This window comes from Burkholderia sp. GbtcB21 (assembly GCF_019091065.1).
Lineage (GTDB): Bacteria > Pseudomonadota > Gammaproteobacteria > Burkholderiales > Burkholderiaceae > Burkholderia > Burkholderia pyrrocinia_C.
Window position 1 is genome coordinate 136898 of the sequence record NZ_JAGXKA010000014.1, and the last position, 24760, is coordinate 161657.

The window sequence follows — 24760 nt, forward strand, 5'->3', positions numbered from 1 at the left end:
GCGGCATTGCCGTGCGACTGCCGCCTGAAGCGGCACCTGCGTTTTCCTTCCCCGCATGCAATCCGACCCGCGATACGCGCAAGCGCATCGCGGGTCGGCGCACGTCCGGCGTCGGCTGCGCAGGCTATGCCGGCTGTGCCTCGTACAGCTTCACGCATGCGGAGAAGTCGAGCGTGCCGAGCCCCTGCTGGCTCATCGACTGATAGAGCTGCTGCGCGACCGCGCCCATCCACACCGGCTGGTGCGCGCTTCGTGCGGCTTCGGTCGCGAGCCCGAGATCCTTCAGCATCAGGTTCGCCGCGAAACCGCCCGCATAACCGCGCGCGGCCGGCGCCGCGTCGTTCACGCCCGGATACGGGTTGTATGTGTCCGAGCTCCAGCAGCGGCCGGTCGACGTGTTGATGATGCCGGCCAGCACGGCCGGCTCGATGCCGAGCGCGGCGCCGAGCGCCATTGCTTCCGATACGCCCATCATCGATATCCCGAGCAGCAGGTTGTTGCAGATCTTTGCGATCTGCCCGGTGCCTGTGCCGCCGCAATGCACGACGTTCCTGCCCATGTCGAGCAGCACGGGGCGGATCCGCTCGAACAGCGCGGCGTCCGCGCCGACCATGAAGGTCAGCGTGCCGGCCTGCGCGCCGCCGGTGCCGCCCGACACGGGCGCGTCGGCGAGCGGGAAGTCGCGCTGCGCGGCGGCTTCCGCCACCGCGCGCACGGTGCCGGGGTCGATCGTGCTACAGTCGATCAGCGTTGCGCCTGCGCGTGCGCCGGCCAGCACGCCGTCGTCGCCGAGGTAGACGGCGCGCACGTGCTGCGCGGCCGGCAGCATCGTGATCACGACCGCCCCGCGCGCGGCCGCGTCGCGCGGCGAGCCGGCCGCCGTCGCACCCGCGCGCACCGCGGCGTCGACCGCGTTCGCGTCGAGGTCGAACACTGTCAGCGCGTGGCCGGCCTTGAGCAGGTTGGCGGCCATGGGGCCGCCCATGTTGCCGAGCCCGATGAATGCGATTTCCATGTGCAGTCTCCTGTGTGTCGACCGGACTTGGCGCTTCAGCGCTTAGTCCGGTCCCATGCTTCGCGGTCGACCGGACTTGGCGCTTCAGCGCTTGGTCCGGTCCCATGCTTCGCGGTCGACCGGACTTGGCGCTTCAGCGCTTGGTCCGGTCCCATGCTTCGCGGTCGACCAGACCTGACGCTTCGACGCTTGGCCCGGCCGCATGCATATCTATCAGCGCAGCGCGATCGTCGTGTTCACGCCGCCGGCCGTCGCATCATCGTCGAACCAGCGCGCGGTGACCGTCTTCGTCTGCGTGTAGAACTGCACGACCTGCTTGCCGTACGGGCCGAGATCGCCGAGCTTCGAGCCGCGCGAGCCCGTGAAGCTGAAGTAGGGCACCGGCACCGGAATCGGGATGTTGATGCCGACCTGGCCGATGTCGATCTCGCTCTGGAACTTGCGCGCGGCCGCGCCGCTCTGCGTGAACAGCCCGACGCCGTTGCCCATCGGGTTGCGGTTGACGAGCGCGATTGCTTCGTCGAGCGTGTCGGCTTCGAGTACGACCACCACCGGCCCGAAGATTTCTTCCGTATAGATCGACATGTCGGTCGTCACGCCCGAGAAGATCGTCGGGCCGACGAAGTTGCCGCGCTCGTAGCCGGGCACCTTCACGTTGCGGCCGTCGAGTTCGAGCTTTGCGCCGGCCTTCACGCCTTCGTCGATCAGCGACAGGATGCGTTCCTTCGCGGCCTTCGACACGACCGGGCCGACGTCGGTGCCGGCTTCCGCGCCCGCATTCACCTTCAAGCGCTTCGCCTTCTCGACGAGCTCGGGCAGCCAGTCGCGCGCCGGGCCGACGAGCACGACGACCGACGTCGCCATGCAGCGCTGGCCGGCCGCGCCGAAGCCCGCGCCGACGAGCGCGTTGATCGTCTGCTCGCGGTGCGCATCGGGCAGCACCACCGCGTGGTTCTTCGCGCCCATCATCGACTGCACGCGCTTGCCGTGCTGGCTGCCGAGGTTGTACACGTGCGTGCCGACGCGCGTCGAGCCGACGAACGAGATCGCCTTGATGTCCGGGTGCGTGCACAGGCGGTCGACCACCGTCTTGCCGCCGTGCACGACGTTCAGGACACCTTTGGGCACGCCGGCCTCGATCGCGAGTTCGACGAGCTGCATCGTCGACAGCGGATCCTGCTCCGACGGCTTCAGCACGAACGTGTTGCCGCACACGATCGCCATCGGGAACATCCACAGCGGGATCATGCCGGGGAAGTTGAACGGCGTGATGCCCGCGCACACGCCGATCGGCTGGCGCAGCGTGTAGGTGTCGACGCCGCCCGCGACGTTCTCCGCGAATTCGCCTTGCTGCAGCGTGCCGATCGAGCAGGCATGTTCGACCACTTCGAGGCCGCGGAAGATGTCGCCCTGCGCGTCGGGCAGCGTCTTGCCTTGCTCGGCCGTCAGCGTGTGCGCGATCCGTTCGAGATTGCGGCGCACGAGATCCTGGAACTTCAGCATGATGCGCAGCCGTGCGCCGATCGGCGTCGTTTTCCACGTCTGGAATGCGCGCTGCGCGGACGCGATCGCGGCGTCGACCTCGTCGAGCGTCGCATACGGCACGCGGCCGATCGTTTCCTGCGTCGCGGGGTTGACGATGTCGCCCCATTCGGCGCTTTGCGATTCGACGAACGCGCCGTCGATCAGCAGCTTGGCGGTAGGCAGGGCGAGGGTGGTCTGGGGAACTGCGGCGTTCATGGAACTCTCCGAGAGGGAAGCGGTGTTGCAATGAAAAGGCAGCCTGTATCCGCCGCACGTGCGTGCGCGGCGGACAGCAGGGCGAACCGGGTTCGGACGGATGCCGGCCGGCGTGCTCAGGCGCGCGGCGGCCGCATCAGTGCGGTACACACGAGCGCGAACACGCCGAAGCCGACGAGGTATGCGATCACGTAATGCGGCTGGCCGCCGCCGGCCTTGAGCAGCGACGTCGCGATCATCGGCGCGAAGCCGCCGCCGATCACGCCGGCGAGCTGCACCGACAGCGAGATGCCGCTGTAGCGGATTTCCGCCGGGAACTGCTGCGCGAACAGCAGCGATTCCGGCGCATAGAGGATCGGGAACACGACGCCGAGGCCGAGCACGATCGCCCACCATGCGTACGACGTCTGCTGCGTGCCGAGCATCATGAAGAACGGCGCGGCGAACGCGCACATCAGCACGAGGCCGATCGCGAACATCCGGCGCTGGCCGATGCGGTCGCTCAGGTGGCCGCACAGCGGCATCGTGACGAGCGACAGCACGGCGCCGGCCGTGATCGCGTGCAGCATCTCGGCCTTCGGCAGATGAAGCTGCTGCGTCGCGTAGGCGAGCGCGAACGTGACGACCATGTAGAACCACGTGTTCTCGGCGGCGCGCGCGCCGACGATCGTCAGCACCTCGCGCGGATGGCGGCGCAGCGCGGCCGTCACCGGCGACTTCTCGGCCTTGCCCTGGCGCTGCATCTTCTCGAAGTCGGGCGACTCGGGCACCTTCGCGCGGATGAACCAGCCGAGGCCGACGAGCGCGATGCTCGCGAGGAACGGCACGCGCCAGCCCCACGACAGCATGTCCGCTTCCGGCAGCGCGGCCACCGCGGCCATCGCGAGCGACGACAGGATCAGGCCGAGCCCGACACCCGTCTGCGGCAGGCTGCCGAACAGCCCCTTGCGGCCCTTCGGCGCGTGTTCGACGGCCATCAGCACCGCGCCGCCCCATTCGCCGCCGACCGCCATCCCCTGCAGGAAACGCATCGCGATCAGCAGCGCGGCGGCCCAGTAGCCGATGCTGTCGTACGACGGGATCAGCCCGATGATCATGCTCGGCACGCCCATCAGCAGCAGCGTGATCATCAGCATCGACTTGCGGCCGATCCGGTCGCCGAAGTGGCCGAACACGATGCCGCCCATCGGCCGCCCGATGAAGCCGACCGCGAACGTGCCGAACGCGGCGAGCGTGCCGACGACGGGGTCCAGCGACGGGAAGAAGATGCGGTTGAACACGAGCGCGGCGGCCGTGCCGTAGAGGAAGAAGTCGTACCACTCGATCGTCGTGCCGGCCATGCTGGCCCAGCCGGCCAGCAGGTAGTGCTTCGCGGTGCGGGCGGGGGCCGGCGTCGCGACTGTCGCATGCTCATCGAGGGTGGATCGGGTCTGCATGGTGTCTCCGTGGTGGGTGCCGCGGCTCATGGTCCGCAGGTCACGGTCGAGTATAGTTATGCGCAGATTCATGATGTACCGATAAAGAAACCGGTTGGATGTGCATTTATGCATATCGGCGGCCGGCCCGGAGACTCCAGCCCCTTTTTCCTCGCCGATGCGACATGCCACCGAGCCGGTTTCCGGCAACCTGAACTGGGACGACCTGCGCTTTTTCCTCGAAGTCGCGCGCACGCAGCGCGCGAGCGGTGCCGCGAAGCGGCTCGGGGTCGACTACACGACCGTCGCGCGTCGCGTTCGCGCGCTCGAGGCCGCGATGGGCACGCTGCTGTTCGACAAGTCGCGTTCCGGCGGCTTCACGCTGACGGCCGAAGGGCAGCGGCTCGTCGCGTATGCGGACGCGATGGAGACGACCGTGCAGTCCGCATGCGACCAGATCGCGAACACCGGCGAGGCGCTGTCGGGCCACGTGCGGATCGGGTCGACCGAAGGGTTCGGCTGCTTTTTCCTGGCGCCGCAGCTCGCGCAGTTTCGCGCCGCGCATCCGCACGTGACGGTCGACCTGCTGCCGGTCCCGCATTTCGTCAACCTGCCGAAGCGCGAGGCCGACCTGGCGATCACGCTCGAGCGGCCCGAGCGCGGGCCTTACGTGGTCACGAAGCTGTGCGACTACCAGTTGCGGCTCTACGCGACGCGCGACTATCTCGCGAGCCATGCGCCGATCGCATGCACCGACGATCTCGCGCGGCACGCGTTCATCAGCTATGTCGACGATCTCGCGTTCAGCAACGAGCTGCTGTACCTGGACCGCGCGGTGCCGGGCGCGACGGCCGGGCTGCGCACGACGAGCGTGATCGCGCAATATTTCGCGGCGCTGCAGGGCGGCGGGCTCGCGATCCTGCCGTGCTTCATGGCGGCCACGCAGCCGGCGCTGGTGCCGGTGCTGCCGGACGACGTGGTCGTCACGCGGTGCTTCTGGCTGACCTGCCGCGAGGATCTGCGCAAGCTGCGGCGCGTGACCGCGCTGTGGGATTACCTGCGCGCGGCGGCGGATGCGAACCGGGAATTGCTGATGGGGGAGTCGGGGACGTTGAAATTCGTCGGCGAGCCGGCATAGCGGGTGACGGAAGCGGTGGCGATTCGCGCTGCGCTCGCGGCGAAGGGGCGAACCGCGCAGCCGGCATTCAACCCGGGCAGCCGAGCCGATCCGCGAGTTCGTTCAGGTCCCTGACATCGAAGTCCCACGCATCGTCGGCTTCCAGGTCGGTCGTCTGGCCGGGCCCGTGTTCGGTCGGTCGCAGCACGAACGCGGTCGACAGCCCGAGCCGGCGCGCGGCGGCGAGATCGCCGTTGTGCGCCGCGACCAGGCACAGCTCGGCCGGCGCGACGCCGAGAATCTCGACCGTGTCGCTGTACACCTGCGGCGACGGCTTGTACGCGCGGACGACTTCCGCGCCGAGGATCGCGTCCCACGGCAGCCCCGCGCGTTTCGCGACGTCGACCATCAGCCGGATGTTGCCGTTCGACAGCGGCGCGATGATGAAGCGCCGCTTCAGCCGGTGCAGCGCGGCGACGGCGTCGGGCCACGGGTCGAGGCTGTGCCACGCGAGGTTGAGCGCATCGATTTCCGCGTCGGGCACGTCGACGATTCCATAGCGGTCGAGCGTGCGCACGAGGTTCTCGCGATGCAACACGTCGAGCCGCACATAGCGGCGGCGGCCGCTGCGGATTTCTTCCATCGACGGCGAATATTCGGCGCGCCACGCATCGGCGAACGCGAACGGATCGAGCGCCGGCGCGTGGCGTTCCAGAAAGGTCGCGGCGCCGCGTGCGACGCCGCTTCTCCAGTCGACGATCGTTCCGAAGACATCGAAAACGAGCGCCTTGATTTCGGCAGGGTTCGTCATGGTGATCCAGTGAAGGTCGTTCGATGAGGACACACATCGCCGTGCCGCCGGAATGCGCGACGCCGGTTCGATCGACATTGAATCACGGATACGAAAACGCGGCTTGGCGGGGCCGCGATGTCTTCCTGGTGCCGCCGGAACGGGGGGGAAACGGCAAGGGCGGGGCAAGGGCGCGACCGCCGGCCGGAAAACACCGGCGGCCGCGCGCGCCGGGCCGGTCAGCTCCTGTCGTATGAGAACTGGATGCCGGCCGTGCCGCCGGTTTCGATGAACAGGTTCACGAACGCCGGCGCATCAACCGCGCGTAAGCCCTGATGCGCGCGGACGCGCGGGGTGTCACGGATTGGTGTTAAATACATTTCGGCGCGTTCTGGCTCGGCGCGCAACGGGGCGCACCGGGCATCCGCGTAAACCCGGAGCGAAAACGGCACGAAGGATCGAAAACGAATCGGGCGCATCAGACCCGATCGGACTGACGGCAGGATTCAACTTGAATACCGAACCGCAAAGTTCTCGTTACAGCCTCGGGCTCGCCGCGGAAGTGCTCGCGTCGGAGCAGAGCGTGCTGAGGCTGATCACGCGCAACACACCGCTGCCGGAACTGTTGATCGAAGTTTGCCGGCGCGCCGAGACTTTGCTCGGCGACGGCGCATCGTGCACGATCCTGCTGCTCGATACGGACGGCGTGCACGTGCGTGTCGGCGCGGCGCCGTCGTTGCCCGCGCAGTACAGCGCCGCGATCGACGGCGCGTCGATCGGGCCGGCGGCGGGCTCATGCGGCACGGCGATGTACGAGCGCCGGATGGTCGCCGTCGAGGACATCGAAACCGATCCGCTGTGGGCCGACTACCGTTCCGTCGCGTTGCCGCTGGGCCTGCGCGCGTGCTGGTCGGTGCCGTTCCTCGACGAGGCAGGCACGGTGCTCGGCGCGTTCGCCGTCTATCACCGCACGCCGCGCAGGCCGAGCGACGAGGAAACCGCACTGTTGCGCGATATCGGCAACAGCGTCGGCCTCGCGGTTCACCAGGACCGGATGGTGCGGCAGCTCGCGCGCAGCGAGGAACATCACCGGCTCGTCGTCAACAGCCTGAACGAAGGGATTCTCGTCGTGTCGCGCGACGGCATCGTGGTCGCGAGCAACCCGAGCGCGAACCGGATGATGCGCGTGAGGGGCGACCTCGTCGGCCGCCGGCTGTCGACGGTGATCCTGCGCAAGCTGCACGAGGACGGCACACCGATCGCGCCGGACGACTGGCCGAGCCGGATCGCGCTCGTGACGGCCACGCCGCAGCTCGGCTACACGGTCGGCTTCGGCCTGGCGGACGGCGACATCATCTGGGTGCGCGGCAACGCGGTGCCGATCGTGAAGCCGGGCGAGACGCAGGCCGACTCGGTGCTGGTGTCGTTCAACGACATCGGCCCGGTGCGCGAAGCGCAGCAGCAGTTGCGCTACCTGGCGACGCGCGATGCGCTGACGGGCCTCTACAACCGCCGCTGGCTCGGCGACCGGATGCGCGAGTTGTTCGGCCGGCACGATGCGGCGGCCGGGCCCGCGCGCGTCGCGATCCTGTTCATCGATCTCGTCGGTTTCAAGAAGGTCAACGACACGGCCGGCCACGATGCCGGCGACGCGCTGCTGCGCAGCGTCGCGGCGCGGCTCGAAGCCTGCGCGGGCGGGCGGCATGCGCTCACGCGCGTCGGCGGCGACGAGTTCGTGATCCTCGTCGAGGACTGCGACGATCCCGACTGTCTCGCGGTGCTCGCACGCGAGGTGATCGACGCGATCGCGAAGCCGTTCGAGATCGCGAACAACGAGTACTGGCTCGGCGTGTCGATCGGGATCAGCGTTGCACCGCGCGACGGCGACGACGCCGTCACGCTGATGCGCAACGCCGACTCGGCGATGTACGACGCGAAGCAGCGCGGCCGCAACCACTTCACGTTCTTCACTGCGCAGCTCAACCTGCGGCTGCAGCGCCGCTTCGCGGTCGAGCAGTCGCTGCGGCGCGCGCTCGCGTCGGACATGCTGCGGCTCGCGTATCAGCCCGTCGTCGATGCGCGCAGCGGCCGCACGGTCGGCGCCGAGGCGCTGCTGCGCTGGACCAGCCCCGAACTCGGGCCGATGTCGCCCGCGGAATTCATTCCGGTCGCCGAAGATACGGGGCTGATCGTCGCGATCGGCCAGTGGGTGCTCGAAACCGCGTGCCGGCAGATGGCCGAATGGCGCCGCACGATCGCGCCGGACCTGATGCTGGCCGTGAACCTGTCGCCGCGGCAGTTCCACGAAGGGCTCGTCGAATCGGTCGGCCGCTGTCTCGCGCAAACGCGGCTCGATCCGTCCGCGCTCGAGCTCGAGATCACGGAAGGACTGCTGATGAACGACACGGACACCGTGCTGCCGATGCTCGAAGCGCTCACGGACATGAACGTGCGGATCTCGGTCGACGATTTCGGCACAGGTTATTCGTCGCTCGCGTACCTGAAGCGCTTTCCGCTGCACAACCTGAAGGTCGACCGCTCGTTCGTATCGGGCGTGCCCGATCATCACGATTCGGTCGCGATCACGCAGGCGGTGGTCGCGATGGCGCATTCGCTCGGGATGAAGGTCACGGCCGAAGGCGTCGAGACGCAGGCGCAATCGTGGTTCCTGCAGCAGATCGGCTGCGACATGCAGCAGGGCTACCTGTTCAGCCGGCCGCTGGAAGCGAACGACTACGCGCGCCGTCTCGGCGCCGCGTGAGCGCGGATTGCGCGGTGCGGGCTCAGTCGTCGCGCGGCGCGCCGAAACCGCCGGCGCCTGGCGGCGGTGCCGACACATCGATCTCGACGCGGTTCTTGCCATCGTGCTTCGCACGGTACAGCGCGCGGTCGGCGGCCTCGATCAGCACGGTCGTCGGCAGGCCGGGCGCCGGCACGATGCTCGCGCCGCCGATGCTGATCGTCACGGTGTTGCCCGTCGACGAATGCGCGTGCCGCAGCCGCAGCGCCTCGACCGCGAGACGGATCTTCTCGCCGAGCAGCCGCGCGGCGCCCGGCGACGTGGCCGGCATCACGACCGCGAATTCCTCGCCGCCGAAGCGCGCGGCGAGATCGCCCGACTGCCCGAGACAGCGCTCGATGGTCGACGCGATCTGCTTGAGCACGCTGTCGCCCGACACGTGCCCGTACGTGTCGTTGTACAGCTTGAAATTGTCGACGTCGATCATCAGCAGCGACAGCTCGCTGCGCTCGCGCGTGCCGCGCCGCCATTCGGCGGCCAGGTATTCGTCGAGATAGCGGCGGTTGGACAGTCCGGTCAGCCCGTCCGAGTGCGTGAGACGCCGCAGTTCGAGATTGGCCTCGAGCAGCTGCTGCTGCGATTGCCGCAGCGCGCGATAGGCCTCGTCGCGCTGCAGCAGGTTCAGGTACGAGCGCGAGTGGTAGCGGATGCGCGCGACGAGCTCGATGCGATCGGGCAGCTTCACGAGGTAGTCGTTCGCGCCGGCCGCGAACGCGGCGCTCTTGATCACGGGCTCTTCCTGCGTCGACAGCACGATGATCGGCACGTCGCGCGTCGCCGGATTCGCGCGGTACGTCTTCACGAGGCTCAGCCCGTCGGTGCCGGGCATCACGAGGTCCTGCAGGATCACGGTCGGCCGCGTCTCGATCGCGGTGGCCATCGCGTCGTCCGAGCGCGGGCAGTAGTGGAAGTCGATGCCTTCCTCGTCGACGAGCGCGCGTCGCACGGCTTCTGCGACGATCGTCTGGTCGTCGACCAGCAACACCATTGCCGGCACGTCGACGGGCGGCGTGTACGGGCCGCCCGGCGGGCGAGTCAGGTCGCTAGTCATGATCGATGCAGGTTGTTGCTAGGGCAGGCATGGGTGTTGCGCGTGTTCATCGTCGGGATCAGATTCGCGCGAGCGCCGCCAGCTCGCCCGCGATGCGGCCGAGCGGCAGGATCGCGCGCGCCGCGCCGAGCGTCGCGGCCGCCTTCGGCATGCCGTACACGGCGCTCGTCGCCTCGTCCTGCGCGATCGTATGGTAGCCCTTCATCCGCAGCGCCTTCAGGCCGATCGCGCCGTCGCGCCCCATCCCGGTGAGCAGCACGCCGATCACGCGACCGGGCCAGTGCTCGGTCAGGCTGTTGAAGAACACGTCGACCGACGGCCGATACGGCGTGGCGGCCGGCTCGCGCGTGTATTCGAGCGTGCCGGCATGCGTGATCCGCAGGTGATCGTCGGTCGCGGCGAGCAGCGCGACGCCCGGCTGCGGGCGGTCGCCTTCGCGCGCGACGCGCACGGCGAGCGGCGTCTGGCCGTCGAGCCATTGCGCCATGCCTTCGGCGAAGGCGCGGTCGACGTGCTGCACGATCACGATCGGTGCGCTGAAATCGGCCGGCAGCGCGCCGAGGATCGACGCGAGCGCGCCGGGGCCGCCGGCCGATGCGCCGATCGCGACCAGCGGGCCGCCGCCGGCGCGGGTGGTCGTGCCGGCAACGCGCGTGCCGCCGGGCGCATCGAGCAGGCGGCCGATCTGGTCGATCTTCGCAAGCAGTAATTTGGTCGTATCGCCGGCCGCGCCATCGCCGAGCCGCGGCGTGTCGACCGCGTCGAGCGCGCCGGCGCCCATCGCCTCGTACACGCGCCACGCGTTCGCGCCGATACAGCTCGTCACGATCAGGATCGCGCACGGTCGTTCGGATCGCATGATCCGCCGCGTCGCTTCGATCCCGTCGAATTTCGGCATGACCAGGTCCATCAGCACGACGTCGGGCGGCTGCGCGGCGCACAGTTCGACGGCCTGCGCGCCGTCGGTCGCGACCCACAGCACGCGATGCTCGGGCCGGCGCGCGATCGCGCGGCGCATCGCCTCGACGGCAAGCGGGAGGTCGTTGACGATGCCGATGTTCACAAGCGGAATTCTCCGGTCGGTTCGTAGTGTTGGAGGTAGGCCGGGTTCATGGAAGGGGCTGCCTGTTCGGCGCCGACGGGCGGCATCTGCGGCCGGGCGGCACGGCATTCTTTTTGGTTGGCGACGCCCCGAATGCTGTCATGCGGCGCGGGCGGCGGCAATCGAAAAATTTGCGCATTGCGCCGTTTCAGTGAGTTTCCTCTATGACGATGCGGCATTTCCGGCCGCTAACGGAACCGGGCCGGCGCAGTCGTGCATACCGGGGCCATGCGATCTCGGCATGGCAGGCCGCCGAAGCACGCATGTTACCGTGCCGGCTTCGACAACAGGAACGAGGAGAACCGGATGGCTGCGCCCGACACCACGCTCGTCAGCCGCGACCCATACGCGCCGGTCGTGATCGAACGCGACGGCCGGTTGCTGTACCGGATCGACATCGAGAGCGGGCACGCGTCGTTCTACCGCGAGTTTCCGGTCGAGCCCGATGCGGTGCGCGTGCTGTGCGACGACGCCGAGCGCTACTACTTCCTGTTCGCGGCGCTTCATCATCCGTACCAGTTGCGCGCGACGAACCTGTCCGACGCCGAGCGCGAACGCTACTTCAGCACGATCCTGTTTGCCGGCCGCGACGAAGTCGAAGCGTTCCTGACACAGCTCGACCGCGACAGCAACGGTGCCGTATCGAACCTGTTGAGGATCTTCACGCAGGTCGACTACGGGCAAATGCGCGCGGGCCGCTGGTTCGGCGCGGGCGCCGGCACGCCGGCCGCATAGCGGCACGCCACCGGGCACCCGGCCGCGCACCGGATGCGCGGCCGCGCCGTCAATGGCTGCGCGCGTACCCCTGGATCAGCGCGCGCATCATCCCTTCGACCGTCGCGTCGAGCAGGTCGGATTCCTGCTCGGCCTCCTCGACGAGTGCGGCATAGGCGGTCGCGAGCGTCACGCGGTCGACTTCATGGCGCTGTTCCATCAGCGTGACCATCCCGTCCTTCGCCAGATGAGCGGAGAACGCGCGGCTGCCGATGGTCTGGAATACGTCAATCATGGCGGCTCTCCCGTACGTTGCAGATGCTTTCCAGTTTAGTCGGCGCACCGGGGCTCCGCCACGCGCGGCGGCCCGTGCCGGCGGCCGCCGGCCGCGCGAATGCGGGGAAGCGCATGCCGCAACGCGTGCGGCCGCGCCGCCCGACCGGCGATGTATTCCTCTGATGAAACACTGCCGACACATGGCCCATGCACGGTGTCCGCATGCTTCAACGTTTACCCGAACCGGCAAATCGTCGACTTTTTATCGATAAAGTCTCGTGTTAGATTTCGCGGTCAGAGCCCGGTCCAAACCGGGCAGGCGGCCGCTGCACAGGCGCCGCGCGTCCAACACAAGGAGGAGCAATGCTGGTGCTGATTGGGGTGCCGATCGTCGTGATCGGTTTCGCGCTGCGCTTCAATGCGCTGCTGGTGGTCACGATCGCGGGGCTCGCGACGGGGCTGGCGGGCGGGCTGAATCTCGTCGACATCGTCAGCGCGTTCGGCAAGGCGTTCACCGAAAACCGCTACATGGGCCTCATCTGGCTGACGCTGCCGGTGATCGCGCTGCTCGAGCGCAACGGGCTCAAGGAGCAGGCGAAGCGGATGATCTCGCGCGTGCAGGCGGCGACCACGGGCCGCGTGCTGATGCTGTACTTCGTGCTGCGCCAGGCGACGGCCGCGCTCGGCCTCACGTCGCTCGGCGGCCATGCGCAGATGGTGCGGCCGCTGATCGCGCCGATGGCCGAGGCCGCCGCCGTCGACCGGCACGGCGAACTGCCCGAGTCGGTGCGCCAGCAGATCCGCGCGCATGCGTCGGGCGTCGACAACATCGCCGTGTTCTTCGGCGAGGACATCTTCATCGCGATCCAGTCGATCCTGCTGATCAAGGGCTTTCTCGAACAGAACGGGATCGTCGTCGAGCCGCTGCACCTGTCGGTATGGGCGATCCCGACCGCGATCGCCGCGCTGCTGATCCACTGCACGCGCCTCGCGCTGCTCGACCGCCGGCTCGCGCGCGGCTGCGGCTTGCTGGCGCAGGAGGGCGCGCGATGATCGGCCTCGAATCGCTGTACACGCTCGCGGGGCTGATGTTCGCCGCGTTCGCATGCTTCAACCTGACGGACCGCACCAACCCGCGGCGCGTCGTCAATTTCGCGTTCTGGGCGATCTATGCGGTCACGTTCCTGTTCGGCGCGCTGTTGCCGCATTTCGTGACGGGCTGCCTCGCGATCGGGCTCGCGGTGATCGCCGGCTCGGGCAAGCTCGGGCGCGGCAAGTCGGTCGAAGCCGGCGAAGCGGCGGCCGTGCGGCGCGAAACCCTCGCGCAGCGCTTCGGCAACCGGCTATTCCTGCCCGCGCTGCTGATTCCGGTGGTCACGCTGATCGGCACGTTCGCACTGAAGCGCGTGCCGTTCGTCGACCCGAAGAGCGTGACGCTGATCTCGCTCGTGCTCGGCACGATCGTCGCGTTCGTCGTCGCGCTCGCGACGCTGCGCGATTCGCCCGTGCATGCGCTGAAGGAAGCGCGCCACACGATGGACGCGGTCGGCTGGGCCGCGATCCTGCCGCAGATGCTCGCGGCGCTCGGCGCGCTGTTCGCGGTCGCCGGTGTCGGCGGCGTGGTGTCGGGGCTCGTGAAGGACTGGGTGCCGATCGATTCGCCGTTCGCGGTCGTCGCGGCCTACACGGTCGGCATGGCGCTGTTCACGATGATCATGGGCAACGGCTTCGCCGCTTTCCCGGTGATGACGGCCGGCATCGGCCTGCCGCTGATCGTCCACCAGTTCCACGGCAACCCGGCGATCGTCGGCGCGATCGGGATGCTGAGCGGCTTCTGCGGTACGCTGATGACGCCGATGGCCGCGAACTTCAACATCGTGCCGGCGGCGCTGCTCGAACTGAAGGACAAGAACGGCGTGATCAAGGCGCAATGGCCGACGGCCGTGCTGCTGCTGGCCGTGAACACGCTGCTGATGTACGCATTCGTATTCCGCTTCTGACTCGATGGACGAGATCCTCATGACCGATCGACTCACGCCCGAACTCGCGTCGAAATTCGCGTCGCTCGCGCTCGCGCACCTGACCCGCGAATATCCGAACAAGCTCACGCATTCGCTCGAAGGCCCGCACGACGTGCAGGGGCCGCGCGCGCTGCATCCGATCTTCTACGGCAGCTACGACTGGCACTCGTGCGTGCACGGCTACTGGCTCGTGCTGCGCGTGCTCGAACGCTATCCGGCGCTGCCGGAGGCCGAGCGCATCGTCGCGATCGTCGACGCGCACTTCACCGACGCGAACGTCGCCGGCGAGCGCGCGTATCTCGCGCTGCCGCACAACAGCGGCTTCGAGCGGCCGTACGGCTGGGCGTGGCTGCTCGCGCTGTCCGCGCAACTCGAGCGGCTCGCGCTGAAGGGCGTGCTGCCGCAGGCCGCGCGCTGGGCGAAGACGATGGCGCCGCTCACCGACCTGTTCGTGTCGCGCTTCGAGACCTTCCTGCCGAAAGCGACCTATCCGCTGCGCGTCGGCACGCACTTCAACACCGCATTCGCGCTGGCGCTCACGCTCGACTTCGCGCGCGACACGCAGCGCGACGGGCTCGCGGCGCTGATCGTCGACACCGCGAAGCGCTGGCACCTGAACGACGTCGCGTGCCAGGCGTGGGAGCCGTCGGGCGACGAATTCCTGTCGCCCGCGCTGATGGAGGCCGAGCTGATGCGGCGCGTGCTGCCGGCGGCCGAATTCGACGGCTGGTTCGCGCGCTTCTTGCCGGATCTCGCGCGCGGCGAGCCGGCGACGCTGTTCGAGCCTGCGACGGTCAGCGACCGCAGCGACGGCAAGATCGCGCACCTCGACGGGCTGAACCTGAGCCGCGCGTGGTGCCAGCGTGCGCTTGCCGGCGCGCTGCGGGAAGGCGACGCGCGGCGCGCGAAGCTGCTCGACGCGGCCGGCCGGCATCTCGCGAGCGCGCTCGCGCACGTGGCCGGCGATTACATGGGCGAGCACTGGCTCGCGACGTTCGCGTTGCTTGCGCTGGAAGCGTAGCGCGAGAGCGAAACCCCGCCGGCGGCAAGGTCATCGGCGCGCGGCTATACTCGCCGCTCGGTCCGCTTCGCGCCGCATTCATCGCGCGAAGCGGCCATCCGCCAGTTCGCCTCTTCGCCATGCACAAGCTCATTTCCTACGTCGCCGCGATCCACGGGCTCGCCGGCCCCGTGTCGATCGTGTCGCATGCGACGTCGCACGACCGCTGGACCGACGACGATGTCGAGGTCACGCGCGACGAAACCGAATACCGCTTCGACAACGGCGCGATCGTGCGCCGCTCGGTCGAGCAGGACCGCGCGCCGTCCGACCTGCTGTGCGCCGAATGCTGGATCGACTACGACGTGCTCCGCCATCCCGATGCACAGCCGATCAGCCCGTCGCGGCTGACGTTCGACAACGCATGCCGCGAAACCTTCTGGCTGCGCTACCACCTCGCGTGAACGTGCGGACGTGTGCGGCTGCATCATCCTGGCGGCACGCCGGCAGGTTCGCGCGTATGTCTGCGCGGTCGGGGGCGGCGTGCGTCCCGGAATGGTGTGCGCAACAGAAATGAATTTGAATGGTTTTGTGCTGAATCGGTCAGGTTTGGTCGCAACGAGGCTGCCTTTGCGTGGCATGCAACACCGCTTTCCATTGCCCGGCCGGCGCGCGGCGGCGGCGACTCGATACACTTCCGTACCGGTTGGACGGGCCCCGGCAACCAGGCCCGAGCAAGGAGGAGACAGGACACGATGGACATCCAACGCGCAGCGGTCGTCACGTACCGCGGCAATGCGATCGAGAACACGCACGTCGCCCATGTGGCGGTGGTGGATGCAAGCGGCAGGTTGCTGGCCCGGTTCGGCGATCCGTTCCGGATGACGCTGGCGCGCTCGGCGGCCAAGCCGGCCCAGGCGCTGTCGGTGATCGAGACGGGCGCGCCCGAGCGCTTCGGCTTCGACGACGCGGACATCGCGCTGATGTGTGCGTCGCACAGCAGCGAGGACCGGCACATCGAACGCACGCGGGCGATGCTCGCCAAGGTCGCCGCGCACGAATCGGATTTGCGTTGCGGCGGCCATCCGCCGTTGTCCGACGCGGTGTACCGGTCGTGGATCAAGCGCGACTACACGCCGACCGGTGTCTGCAGCAACTGTTCGGGCAAGCACGTCGGGATGCTGGCCGGCGCGCAGGCGATCGGCGCCGCGATGGACGATTACCATCTGCCCGACCATCCGATGCAGGTGCGCGTGAAGCATGTCGTGGCTGACGCGTGCGGCTTGCGCGACGATGAAGTCGACTGGGCGATCGATGGATGCAACCTGCCGACGCCGGCGTTCTCGCTGGATCGGCTGGCGCGACTTTACGCATCGCTGGCCGACGGCGCGGACAAGGTGGAGGCGGGCGGCGGCGAGATCAGCGATCGCGTTCGCGCGCTGGCGCGCATTCATCGTGCGATGACGGCGCATCCGGAACTGGTCGCCGGTGACGGGCGCTATTGCACGGTGCTGATGAACGCGTTCGACGGGCAGGTGGTCGGCAAGCTCGGCGCCGATGCGTGCTACGGGATCGGCGTGCGTGCCTCGGAGAACACGCGGCGGCTCGGCGCCGACGGTGCGCTCGGCATCTCGGTGAAGATCGAGGACGGCAATCTCGACGTGTTGTACATGGTCGTCAGCGAGATTCTCGATCGGCTGCAGATCGGTACGTTCGTGCAGCGCGCGCAACTGGCCGGCTTCCACCGGCCGAGGATGCTCAATACGCAGGGCGTCGAGATCGGGCACGCCACGTTCCCGTTCGAACTGCAGCCTGCCTGAGCGGTGCCGCCGCGCCGATGCCGCCGCCCGCGAACCGGGCTGCGCGCATCGGCGTCCGCCCGCTAGCTGATCGGCACGAACGCGAACGCCAACGCGCGCGCTACGCGCGAGCGCCGCGAATCTTCGCCAGCTCGACGTCCGACAGCTCGCCGATCTGCGCGAGATGTTCCGCGAGAAAGTCCTTCAGCACGCGCAGCTTCGCCGAGCTGCGCCGGTTCGCCAGATACGCGATGTAGATGAATTCGCCGGTCAGCCGGTTCTGCAGCCGGTAGCGCGGCAGCACGGCTTCGAGTTGCCCGCTCGCGAGCAGGTCGCGCACCAGCCAGATCTCGAACTCCGCGATGCCGAGCCCCGCGCAGGTCGCTTCGAGCAGCAGCTCCGAATGGTCGGTGACGAGATTGCCGGCCGGCAGCACGCTGTGCCGCACGTCGCCGTGCACGAAATCCCAGCGTGGATCGCCTTCCGGGTGCACGTAGCGCAGGCAGTTGTGGTGCTTCAGGTCGTCCGGCGCCGACGGGCGCCCGCAGCGATCGAGGTAGCCGGGCGCTGCGCACAGGATGCTGTCGTTGCGCGACAGCCGGTGGACGACCAGGTTGTCCAGGTAGTTCTCGCCCTCGTGAATGTCGAGATCGAAGCCGCCGGCCACGAGGTCGTTGTGGTTGTCGGTGAGCCGCACGTCGAGCTGGATCGTCGGGTAGCGCGCGAGAAACGGCGCGATCAGCGGCGCGAGGTGACGGCGGCCGAACGCGACCGGCGCGGTGAGTTTCAGCGGGCCGCTCGGCTGCGCATTCAGCTCGGCGACCACGCGCAGCGTGTCGTCGAGATCGGCGATCAGCGTGACGGCGCGCTCCAGGTAGATGTGGCCGGCCTCGGTCAGCGTCACGCTGTGCGTCGAACGGTGCAGCAGCGCGACGCCGAGCGCCTCCTCGATTGCCGTCACCTTGCGCGCGACGGTCGACGTCGACACGTGCATCTCCTTCGCGACCGCCGAAAAACTTCCCGTTTCGACCACTCTCACGAACGCGCGCATCGCGCCGAGGTGATCGATGCCTGTCTCTCTCATGCCTTTCTTCATTCGATTCTCGTTGTTGCATTCCACGCAAAACCGCTTTCGATAATACAGAGGCGAGCTTGTTTTTGCAAAGGCATAGAATGCGAACCCGTCGCGTCGGGAAGCGGCGCACGACGAGCGGCACGAGACACCCAGGAGGGGCACGATGGCAGAAAACGGCTTCCGCGTCGAAGCGGATCTTTTAGGTAAACGAAGCATTCCGGATGCGGCCTACTACGGCGTTCATACGCTGCGCGCGAAAGAGAATTTCGACATTTCCGGCCGCAGTATCGCGACGCTGCCGTACTTCGTGATGGCGCTCGCGGCCGTGAAGGAAGCCGCGGCCGACGCCAACTGCGAGCTCGGGCTGCTGCCGCAGCCGTATCGCGATGCGATCGCCGCCGCGTGCGTCGAGATCCGCGAAGGGCGCCTGCACGACCAGTTCGTCGTCGACGTCATCCAGGGCGGGGCCGGCACGTCGACCAACATGAACGCGAACGAGGTGATCTGCAACCGCGCGCTCGAAATCATGGGGCACGCGCGCGGGCAGTACGAATACCTGCATCCGAACGAGCACGTCAATCTCGCGCAGAGCACCAACGACGTCTATCCGACCGCGATCCGGATCGCGACGTGCTTCGCGGTCGAACACCTGCTCGAGGCGATGGCGCGGCTGCGCGATGCGTTCGCGGAGCGGGCCGACGCGTTCGCGGGCCTGCTGAAGCTCGGCCGTACGCAGTTGCAGGACGCGGTGCCGATGACGCTCGGCCAGGAATTCTCGACGTACGCGGTGATGCTGACCGAAGACATCGCGCGGCTGCAGGAAGCCGGCTGGCTGATCCGCGAGATCAATCTCGGCGCGACCGCGATCGGCACCGGGATCACCGCGCATCCGGAGTATGCGGAGAAGGCGCTGGCGGCGCTGCGGCGCATTACCGGGCTCGACCTGAGCACCGCGCCGAACCTGATCGAGGCGACGCAGGATTGCGGCGCGTTCGTGCAGGTCTCGGGCGTGCTCAAGCGGATCGCCGTCAAGCTGTCGAAGATCTGCAATGACCTGCGGCTGCTGTCGAGCGGCCCGCGCGCGGGGTTCGGCGAGATCAACCTGCCGCCCGTGCAGGCCGGCTCGTCGATCATGCCGGGCAAGGTGAATCCGGTGATCCCGGAAGTCGTCAACCAGGTCGCGTTCGAGGTGTTCGGCAACGACCTGACCGTGACCTTCGCCGCCGAGGCCGGACAGCTTCAGCTCAACGCATTCGAGCCGGTGATCGCCAGCGCGCTGTTCCGCAGCTTCAGCCACCTGACGGCCGCATGCACGACGCTGGAGCAGCGGTGCGTGAGCGGGATCACCGCGAATCCCGAGCGGCTGCGCGAAACGATGGAGCGCTCGGTCGCGCTCGCGACCGCGCTGAACCCGTACATCGGCTACAAGCGCGCGACCGCCGTGGCCGCCGAAGCGCACGCGACCGGCAAGTCGATCCGCGAGGTCGTGCTGGAGCGCGAACTGATGACCGATGCGCAACTGGACGACGCGCTGCAGCCCGAAACACTGATCCGGCCGCGCGTGCTTTGACACCGGCCGCGCGGCGCCGGCGCATGCCGCCGGCGGCCCGCGCGCGGCCGTTCAAAAAGCGCCCCGGAGCGGGGCGCGACACATCAATACACGGAGACTCAACATGAAACACACCAGCGAGCGGCCGGCCGATACGGCCGGCGGCGCGGATTCCCGTCATGCCGATCCCGACGCGATGTTCGCGTCGCACGAAGCCGGTTATGCGAAGCATTTGAAGCCGCGGCACGTGCAGATGATCGCGATGGGCGGTGCGATCGGCACCGGCCTCTTTCTCGGCGCGGGCGGCCGCCTGCAGAGCGCGGGGCCCGCACTGGCGCTCGTGTACCTCGTCTGCGGCGTGTTCGCATTCCTGATCATGCGCGCGCTCGGCGAGCTCGTGATGCACCGGCCGACCAGCGGCAGCTTCGTGTCGTATGCGCGGGAATTCATGGGCGAGCGCGCGTCGTTCGTCGCGGGCTGGATGTACTACCTGAACTGGGCGACGACCGGCATCGTCGACATCACCGCGGTCGCGATCTACATGAAGTACTGGGCCGTGTTCACGGACGTGCCGCAGTGGGTGTTCGCGCTCGGCGCGCTCGGGATCGTGTCGGTGATGAACATGATCGGCGTGAAGGTGTTCGGCGAGATGGAGTTCTGGTTCTCGCTCGTCAAGGTGGGCACGCTCGCGGTGTTCCTCGCGGTCGGCGCCGTGTTCCTCGCGAGCGGCCATCCGGTCGCCGGCCAGATGCCGGGGCTTCACCTCGTCGCGGATCACGGCGGGATCTTTCCGCACGGCATCCTGCCGGCCGTGCTGATCGTGCAGGGCGTCGTGTTCGCGTATGCGAGCATCGAGCTCGTCGGCGTCGCGGCGGGCGAGACGGCCGATGCGCGCAAGGTGCTGCCGAAGGCCATCAACGGCGTGATGTGGCGCATCGCGCTGTTCTACGTCGGTTCGGTCGTGCTGTTGACGCTGCTGCTGCCGTGGACCGCATACAGCGCGCACGAAAGCCCGTTCGTCACGTTCTTCGGCAAGCTCGGCGTGCCGTACGTCGGCACGGTGATGAACGTCGTGGTGCTGACCGCCGCGTTGTCGAGCCTGAATTCGGGCCTCTATTCGACCGGGCGCGTGCTGCGCTCGCTCGCGATGGGCGGGTCGGCGCCGCGCTTCGTGTCGCGGATGAATGCGCGCGGCGTGCCGTACGGCGGGATCCTGATCACGGTCGCGATCAATGCGATCGGCGTGCCGCTGAACTACATCGTGCCGGCCCAGGCGTTCGAGATCGTGCTGAACATGGCGTCGCTCGGGATCATCACGACGTGGGGCTTCATCGTGATGAGCCAGATCCTGTTCCGCCGCGCGGTCGATCGCGGCGAGCTGAAGGCCGTGTCGTTCCGGATGCCCGGCGCGCCGTTCACGTCGTGGCTCACGCTCGCATTCCTCGTCGGCGTGCTGGTGCTGATGGCGTTCGACTACCCGGGCGGTACGTGGACCGTCGCGACGATTCCGGTTGTCGTGCTCGCGTTGGTGATCGGCTGGAAGCTCGCGAAGCGCGGTGCCGAGCGTGAGCGGGCGGTTGCCGCGCCCGCGGTCGTGCGCGCCGTCGCGGATCCTGCGCAGAACGCGTGACGGTACGCGCCGGGGGCGCCGGTCCGTTCGCGGGCAGGCGCCCCCGGTGCGGTCAGTTCAATCCGGTGCGTTCGCCGACCCATCGGCCGAAATCGGCGGCCATTTCCTGAGTCAGTTCGTGCCCGGCCGCATACAGCCGCGTGTCGTGTGCGACATCGAGCGCCGTGAGCTTCGCATCGGCGGTGCCGGCCCATGCGACGGGCAGCTTGTCGTCGAAGCGGCCATGCACGATCAGCGCGTGCAACGGGCGAAGCGCGTCGCGCGGCGCGATCAGCGGATCGATTTCCGGCAGGATGCGTCCGCACAGCACGGCGAACCCGACGACGTCGGCCGGCGACGTGAGGCCGACGCTCGCGCTCATGATGCCGCCCTGGCTGAAGCCGGCGATCACGGCCGGCAGCGCGGAGCCCGCGCCGTCCCGCGCGCGGAACGCATGCAGCAGCGTGATCAACTGGAGGCGGCTGGCGTCCGCGCGGGCCGCATCGATTTCGGGGCCGTTCGGGCCGAAGCGCACCGGAAACCACGCGTGCTGATTGGGCCCGAAGGTCAGCGGGCCGCGTACGAACGCGATCTCGATGCGCGGATCGATCACATCGGCCACGTTCAGCAGGTTGGTCTCGTTGCCGCCGACGCCATGCAGCAGCAACAGGCGGGCGGCGGGGCGGCCTGCAGCCGGGCGCAGCCGGTACTGGAGGCCCGAGTCGGGATCGGTGGTCAGCGGCAGGGCGTCGGTCATCGCGTGGGTCCGGAAAGGGGAACGATGCGACAGTCTAGAGCGTGCGGACGGGGAGGTGAATCGCCGGGTGGCGATTGATTATTTCTTGCCAGGAATGAATCCGGTCGCGCGAGTATTCGCGACGCGGTGATCGCGGCGGGGCCGGGAGGCTCGGCTGAACCAAGCGTTCCTGATTTCTCGTGCGCGAACGACGCATCGATTATATAAAGACGCCGAAACAAACCGGTTCATCGATAATGCGCAAACGTTTTGCCGATATTCAATAATTTTGAATTGCCGGAATGCGAATAAAACAATGAATATCCGCTACTCCGCCGATTCGACAAAGCCAGCAGCCGTATGGGCGCTGAAGCCCGGAGGTTAACGGCAAACTCGCGAAAAACTTTAGCTTTTTTCCGCCGCAATTAATCATTCCAATTTCCTCAATGATCGATTGATTAACGGTCATCGGACAGTCATACACCATCCCCGATAATTCGGCGCTCATATTCTTTCATTAGACCAATGGGCGGTCGAAGCCGGATCGCTGCGGGGAGCTGTACTCATGACCATCCGTCATCGCATTACGCTGCTAGTCGTCCTGACGTTCTTCGCGCTGTCCGCGATCGGCATCTATGCCGTGTACCAGACGCGCAAGAGCGCGTCCGAGGTGCGCCAGGTCACCCAGGGCATCGTGCCGAGCGCGCTCGCGTCGGCCGATCTCGTCGCCGATGTGAAGAACATCCAGATCGCGACGATGACGCTCGTCTACGCGCCCGACGCGAATACCGCCGCGCAGGCGCGCGACGAGCTGAAGGCGAAGCAGGCCGCGCTGCGCGCCGCGCTCGACGCGCAGGCGCGATCGGCAGTCGGCCGCGCGCAGGAAGGCCTCGTCGCGCAGGCGAAGGACAGCGCCGCGAACTATTTCGCGGCGATCGACGACACCGTCAAGATGAAGGCCGACGGCAAGGCCGAGATGGCGCAGGCCTACCTGTTCGCGAACGTCGCGCAGTATCGCGACGAACTCGAAAGCATCGTCGACACGCTGCGCGTCGAGAAGAACCGCCAGAAGGACGACGCGATCAGCGCGCTGAACGGGATGCTCGCGACGACGGCAACCGCGATCGCGGGCGTTGCCGGCACGGTGATCGTGCTGCTGACCGCGCTCGGCTTCGTGCTGTATCGCCAGATCACGCGTCCGCTGATCGGGATGCAGACGATGATGAGCGAGATCGCGACGAGCCAGGATTTCACGCGCCGCGTGCCGGTGGGCCGGATGGACGAGATCGGCCATTCGATCGTCGCGTTCAACGGGATGATCGAGAAGATCCAGGAGAACGCCGCGCAGCTCAAGCAGAAGACGGCGGACATCCAGGCGATGCTGCAGAACATGCAGCAGGGGATCCTGACCGTCGTCGAAGGCGGCGTCGTGCACGCGGAGTATTCGGCGTACCTCGAAACCATCTTCGAGACGAACGACATCGCCGGCCGCGACCTGATGGCGCTCGTGTTCGACGATTCGGCGATCGGCGCCGACGCGCGTTCGCAGGTCGATGCGGCCGTGCACGCGTGCCTCGGCGAAGACAGCATGAACTTCGAATTCAACGCGCACCTGCTCGTCAACGAAGTCGCGAAGCGGATGCCGGACGGCCGCGAGAAATGGCTCGACCTGAGCTGGTCGGCGATCACCGACGAGACCGATACCGTCGTGCGCCTGATGCTGTGCGTGCGAGACGTGACCGAGATTCGCGAGCTGACCGCGCAGGCCGGCGAGCAGCAGCGCCGCCTCGAGATGATCGGCGAGATCCTGTCGATCAGCCAGGACAAGTTCCATGACTTCGTGCACAGCGCGAAGGGCTTCCTCAGCGAGAACGAACGGATGATCCGCCAGCACGAGCGCGCCGATCACTCGATCGTCGCGGCGCTGTTCCGCAACATGCACACGATCAAGGGCAATGCGCGCACGTACAGCCTGCAGCACCTGACGAACATCGTCCACGAAGCGGAGCAGGCATACGAATCGCTGCGCCGCGCGGATGGCGGCCCCGAGTGGAACCGCGATGCGCTGATGGACGATCTGGCGCGCGTGCGCGATGCCGTCGAACGCTACGCGACGATCAACGCGGTCACGCTCGGCCGCAGCGGCGAACCGGCGCAAGGCGGCGCCGACTTCCTGATGGTCGAACGCGCGCACATCAGCGAGAGCCTGCGTGTGCTCGACGGCGCCGATCCGGCGAACGCGGCCGACTGGCATGCGGCACGCGATGCCGTGCGCCGCATGCTGAGCCAGCTCGGCACGCAGGGCATCGGCGATGCGCTCGGCGGCGTGATCGAGTCGCTGCCGTCGCTCGCGGCCGAACTCGGCAAGCCGGCGCCCGTCGTGCATATCGACAGCCACGGCCATCGCGTGCGCAGCGAGATCGGCGCGACGCTGAAGAACGTGTTCATGCACCTGCTGCGCAATTCGATCGACCACGGGATCGAATCGTCCGAAGAGCGCCGCGCGGCCGGCAAGGCGGCGTCCGGCACGATCGACATCGCGGTCGGCGTCGGCGGCGGCGAGTTGTGGTTCGTGTTGAGCGACGATGGCCGCGGCCTCGCGCTCGACCGGATTCGCGGCATCGCACGCGAGCGCGGCTGGATCGATGCCGGCAACGAAGCGGCGCTCACCGACGAAGCGGTGGCCGAGCTGATCTTCCGGCCGGGCTTCTCGACCGCGCACGCGGTAACCGAGGTGTCGGGGCGCGGCGTCGGCATGGACGCGGTGCGCAACTTCCTGAAGCGCGACGGCGGCGACATCGCGCTGCGCTTCACCGACGATCGCGTCGGCGCGCCGTATCGCGCGTTCGAGACGATCGTGTCGCTGCCGGCGCGCTTCGCGGCGGACGGTGCCGGTCACGGCGCCGCGCACGAGCGCATTGCAGACGTCGGTGCAGCGGAGTGACGGCGTG

21 protein-coding genes and 1 pseudogene are annotated in these 24760 nt (G+C 67.9%); 11 read left to right on the forward strand and 11 right to left on the reverse strand.

Features of this window, described 5'->3' with window-relative positions; genetic code table 11:
* Positions 1-124: 124 nt before the first annotated feature.
* The 3 genes from mmsB to KVT39_RS27285 form a co-directional block, all read right to left on the reverse strand.
* Positions 125-1015, reverse strand: coding sequence for a 3-hydroxyisobutyrate dehydrogenase (gene mmsB / locus KVT39_RS27275; protein ID WP_217590635.1), 891 nt, complete (start codon positions 1013-1015; stop codon positions 125-127).
* A 213-nt stretch (positions 1016-1228) separates the two neighbouring features.
* Positions 1229-2755, reverse strand: coding sequence for a CoA-acylating methylmalonate-semialdehyde dehydrogenase (locus tag KVT39_RS27280; protein ID WP_217590636.1), 1527 nt, complete (start codon positions 2753-2755; stop codon positions 1229-1231).
* A 116-nt stretch (positions 2756-2871) separates the two neighbouring features.
* Positions 2872-4191, reverse strand: a complete 1320-nt coding sequence (locus KVT39_RS27285; RefSeq protein ID WP_034179859.1) for an MFS transporter — start codon at positions 4189-4191, stop codon at positions 2872-2874.
* A 157-nt stretch (positions 4192-4348) separates the two neighbouring features.
* On the opposite strand from KVT39_RS27285, the gene KVT39_RS27290 reads away from it, so the two are divergent.
* On the forward strand, positions 4349-5308 hold the full coding sequence (locus tag KVT39_RS27290; protein WP_217590637.1) for a LysR family transcriptional regulator: 960 nt from the start codon (positions 4349-4351) through the stop codon (positions 5306-5308).
* A gap of 67 nt (positions 5309-5375) precedes the next feature.
* Here KVT39_RS27290 and KVT39_RS27295 read toward each other — a convergent pair whose 3' ends face one another.
* Together KVT39_RS27295 and KVT39_RS27300 are read right to left on the reverse strand one after the other, a co-directional pair.
* Positions 5376-6098: a haloacid dehalogenase type II gene (locus tag KVT39_RS27295; RefSeq protein WP_105392139.1), complete on the reverse strand. Its 723-nt coding sequence runs from the start codon at positions 6096-6098 to the stop codon at positions 5376-5378.
* Between the two features lie 218 nt (positions 6099-6316).
* Positions 6317-6388 (reverse strand): annotated as a pseudogene (locus KVT39_RS27300) (hydrolase); the annotation flags it as partial.
* A 200-nt stretch (positions 6389-6588) separates the two neighbouring features.
* Here KVT39_RS27300 and KVT39_RS27305 point away from each other — a divergent pair.
* A complete protein-coding gene (locus KVT39_RS27305; protein ID WP_175748580.1) occupies positions 6589-8838 on the forward strand; it encodes a bifunctional diguanylate cyclase/phosphodiesterase in 2250 nt (749 codons plus the stop codon).
* A 22-nt stretch (positions 8839-8860) separates the two neighbouring features.
* Here the strand turns inward: KVT39_RS27305 and KVT39_RS27310 are convergent, their stop codons facing one another.
* Both KVT39_RS27310 and KVT39_RS27315 read right to left on the reverse strand, forming a co-directional pair.
* Positions 8861-9928, reverse strand: a complete 1068-nt coding sequence (locus KVT39_RS27310) for a diguanylate cyclase (protein ID WP_217590638.1) — start codon at positions 9926-9928, stop codon at positions 8861-8863.
* Between the two features lie 58 nt (positions 9929-9986).
* Positions 9987-10991 carry a chemotaxis response regulator protein-glutamate methylesterase gene (locus KVT39_RS27315; RefSeq protein WP_034179852.1) on the reverse strand — a complete coding sequence of 335 codons (1005 nt, stop codon included), beginning with the start codon at positions 10989-10991 and terminating at the stop codon, positions 9987-9989.
* Positions 10992-11336: 345 nt separating this feature from the next.
* Here KVT39_RS27315 and KVT39_RS27320 point away from each other — a divergent pair, with 345 nt between their 5' ends.
* Entirely contained in the window at positions 11337-11765 is a 429-nt protein-coding gene (locus KVT39_RS27320) for a hypothetical protein (RefSeq protein WP_217590639.1), read from the forward strand.
* Between the two features lie 49 nt (positions 11766-11814).
* Here KVT39_RS27320 and KVT39_RS27325 read toward each other — a convergent pair whose 3' ends face one another.
* The gene (locus KVT39_RS27325) at positions 11815-12039 is read right to left on the reverse strand and encodes a hypothetical protein (protein WP_034179850.1); all 225 of its coding nucleotides are present in this window, start codon (positions 12037-12039) and stop codon (positions 11815-11817) included.
* 344 nt (positions 12040-12383) lie between these two features.
* Here KVT39_RS27325 and KVT39_RS27330 point away from each other — a divergent pair, with 344 nt between their 5' ends.
* The 5 genes from KVT39_RS27330 to KVT39_RS27350 all read left to right on the forward strand — a co-directional run bounded on the left by KVT39_RS27330 (position 12384) and on the right by KVT39_RS27350 (position 16861).
* A complete protein-coding gene (locus KVT39_RS27330) occupies positions 12384-13073 on the forward strand; it encodes a DUF969 domain-containing protein (RefSeq protein WP_034179849.1) in 690 nt (229 codons plus the stop codon).
* On the forward strand, positions 13070-14020 hold the full coding sequence (locus KVT39_RS27335; RefSeq protein ID WP_034179848.1) for a DUF979 domain-containing protein: 951 nt from the start codon (positions 13070-13072) through the stop codon (positions 14018-14020). The genes KVT39_RS27330 and KVT39_RS27335 overlap by 4 nt, the downstream gene beginning before the upstream one ends.
* A gap of 19 nt (positions 14021-14039) precedes the next feature.
* Positions 14040-15062: a DUF2891 domain-containing protein gene (locus KVT39_RS27340; protein ID WP_217590640.1), complete on the forward strand. Its 1023-nt coding sequence runs from the start codon at positions 14040-14042 to the stop codon at positions 15060-15062.
* A 119-nt stretch (positions 15063-15181) separates the two neighbouring features.
* Positions 15182-15505 (forward strand): hypothetical protein, encoded by a 324-nt coding sequence (locus KVT39_RS27345; protein ID WP_034179847.1) that lies wholly within the window; start codon positions 15182-15184, stop codon positions 15503-15505.
* Positions 15506-15796: 291 nt separating this feature from the next.
* Positions 15797-16861 (forward strand): asparaginase, encoded by a 1065-nt coding sequence (locus KVT39_RS27350; RefSeq protein WP_105392144.1) that lies wholly within the window; start codon positions 15797-15799, stop codon positions 16859-16861.
* 100 nt (positions 16862-16961) lie between these two features.
* Here KVT39_RS27350 and KVT39_RS27355 read toward each other — a convergent pair whose 3' ends face one another.
* Complete coding sequence (locus KVT39_RS27355) at positions 16962-17936, reverse strand: LysR family transcriptional regulator (protein WP_034179845.1); 975 nt, start codon at positions 17934-17936, stop codon at positions 16962-16964.
* Positions 17937-18078: 142 nt separating this feature from the next.
* Between KVT39_RS27355 and aspA the strand changes: the two genes are divergently transcribed.
* Positions 18079-19485 (forward strand): aspartate ammonia-lyase, encoded by a 1407-nt coding sequence (aspA, locus tag KVT39_RS27360; protein ID WP_217590641.1) that lies wholly within the window; start codon positions 18079-18081, stop codon positions 19483-19485.
* 103 nt (positions 19486-19588) lie between these two features.
* Entirely contained in the window at positions 19589-21094 is a 1506-nt protein-coding gene (locus tag KVT39_RS27365) for an amino acid permease (RefSeq protein ID WP_034179843.1), read from the forward strand.
* A 52-nt stretch (positions 21095-21146) separates the two neighbouring features.
* Here the strand turns inward: KVT39_RS27365 and KVT39_RS27370 are convergent, their stop codons facing one another.
* Both KVT39_RS27370 and KVT39_RS27375 read right to left on the reverse strand, forming a co-directional pair.
* A complete protein-coding gene (locus tag KVT39_RS27370) occupies positions 21147-21830 on the reverse strand; it encodes an alpha/beta hydrolase (RefSeq protein ID WP_131946184.1) in 684 nt (227 codons plus the stop codon).
* Between the two features lie 259 nt (positions 21831-22089).
* Entirely contained in the window at positions 22090-22317 is a 228-nt protein-coding gene (locus KVT39_RS27375) for a hypothetical protein (RefSeq protein ID WP_217590642.1), read from the reverse strand.
* Positions 22318-22374: 57 nt separating this feature from the next.
* Between KVT39_RS27375 and KVT39_RS27380 the strand changes: the two genes are divergently transcribed.
* A complete protein-coding gene (locus KVT39_RS27380; protein ID WP_217590643.1) occupies positions 22375-24753 on the forward strand; it encodes an MCP four helix bundle domain-containing protein in 2379 nt (792 codons plus the stop codon).
* Positions 24754-24760: the final 7 nt, after the last annotated feature.

Coding starts and splice junctions, on each gene's coding strand:
- mmsB (WP_217590635.1), bottom strand. CDS start 1,015: ATGGAAATCGCATTCATCGGGCTCGGCAACATGGGCGGCCCCATGGCC.
- KVT39_RS27280 (WP_217590636.1), bottom strand. CDS start 2,755: ATGAACGCCGCAGTTCCCCAGACCACCCTCGCCCTGCCTACCGCCAAG.
- KVT39_RS27285 (WP_034179859.1), bottom strand. CDS start 4,191: ATGCAGACCCGATCCACCCTCGATGAGCATGCGACAGTCGCGACGCCG.
- KVT39_RS27290 (WP_217590637.1), top strand. CDS start 4,349: ATGCGACATGCCACCGAGCCGGTTTCCGGCAACCTGAACTGGGACGAC.
- KVT39_RS27295 (WP_105392139.1), bottom strand. CDS start 6,098: ATGACGAACCCTGCCGAAATCAAGGCGCTCGTTTTCGATGTCTTCGGA.
- KVT39_RS27310 (WP_217590638.1), bottom strand. CDS start 9,928: ATGACTAGCGACCTGACTCGCCCGCCGGGCGGCCCGTACACGCCGCCC.
- KVT39_RS27320 (WP_217590639.1), top strand. CDS start 11,337: ATGGCTGCGCCCGACACCACGCTCGTCAGCCGCGACCCATACGCGCCG.
- KVT39_RS27325 (WP_034179850.1), bottom strand. CDS start 12,039: ATGATTGACGTATTCCAGACCATCGGCAGCCGCGCGTTCTCCGCTCAT.
- KVT39_RS27330 (WP_034179849.1), top strand. CDS start 12,384: ATGCTGGTGCTGATTGGGGTGCCGATCGTCGTGATCGGTTTCGCGCTG.
- KVT39_RS27335 (WP_034179848.1), top strand. CDS start 13,070: ATGATCGGCCTCGAATCGCTGTACACGCTCGCGGGGCTGATGTTCGCC.
- KVT39_RS27340 (WP_217590640.1), top strand. CDS start 14,040: ATGACCGATCGACTCACGCCCGAACTCGCGTCGAAATTCGCGTCGCTC.
- KVT39_RS27345 (WP_034179847.1), top strand. CDS start 15,182: ATGCACAAGCTCATTTCCTACGTCGCCGCGATCCACGGGCTCGCCGGC.
- KVT39_RS27350 (WP_105392144.1), top strand. CDS start 15,797: ATGGACATCCAACGCGCAGCGGTCGTCACGTACCGCGGCAATGCGATC.
- KVT39_RS27355 (WP_034179845.1), bottom strand. CDS start 17,936: ATGAAGAAAGGCATGAGAGAGACAGGCATCGATCACCTCGGCGCGATG.
- aspA (WP_217590641.1), top strand. CDS start 18,079: ATGGCAGAAAACGGCTTCCGCGTCGAAGCGGATCTTTTAGGTAAACGA.
- KVT39_RS27365 (WP_034179843.1), top strand. CDS start 19,589: ATGAAACACACCAGCGAGCGGCCGGCCGATACGGCCGGCGGCGCGGAT.
- KVT39_RS27370 (WP_131946184.1), bottom strand. CDS start 21,830: ATGACCGACGCCCTGCCGCTGACCACCGATCCCGACTCGGGCCTCCAG.
- KVT39_RS27375 (WP_217590642.1), bottom strand. CDS start 22,317: ATGAGCGCCGAATTATCGGGGATGGTGTATGACTGTCCGATGACCGTT.
- KVT39_RS27380 (WP_217590643.1), top strand. CDS start 22,375: ATGACCATCCGTCATCGCATTACGCTGCTAGTCGTCCTGACGTTCTTC.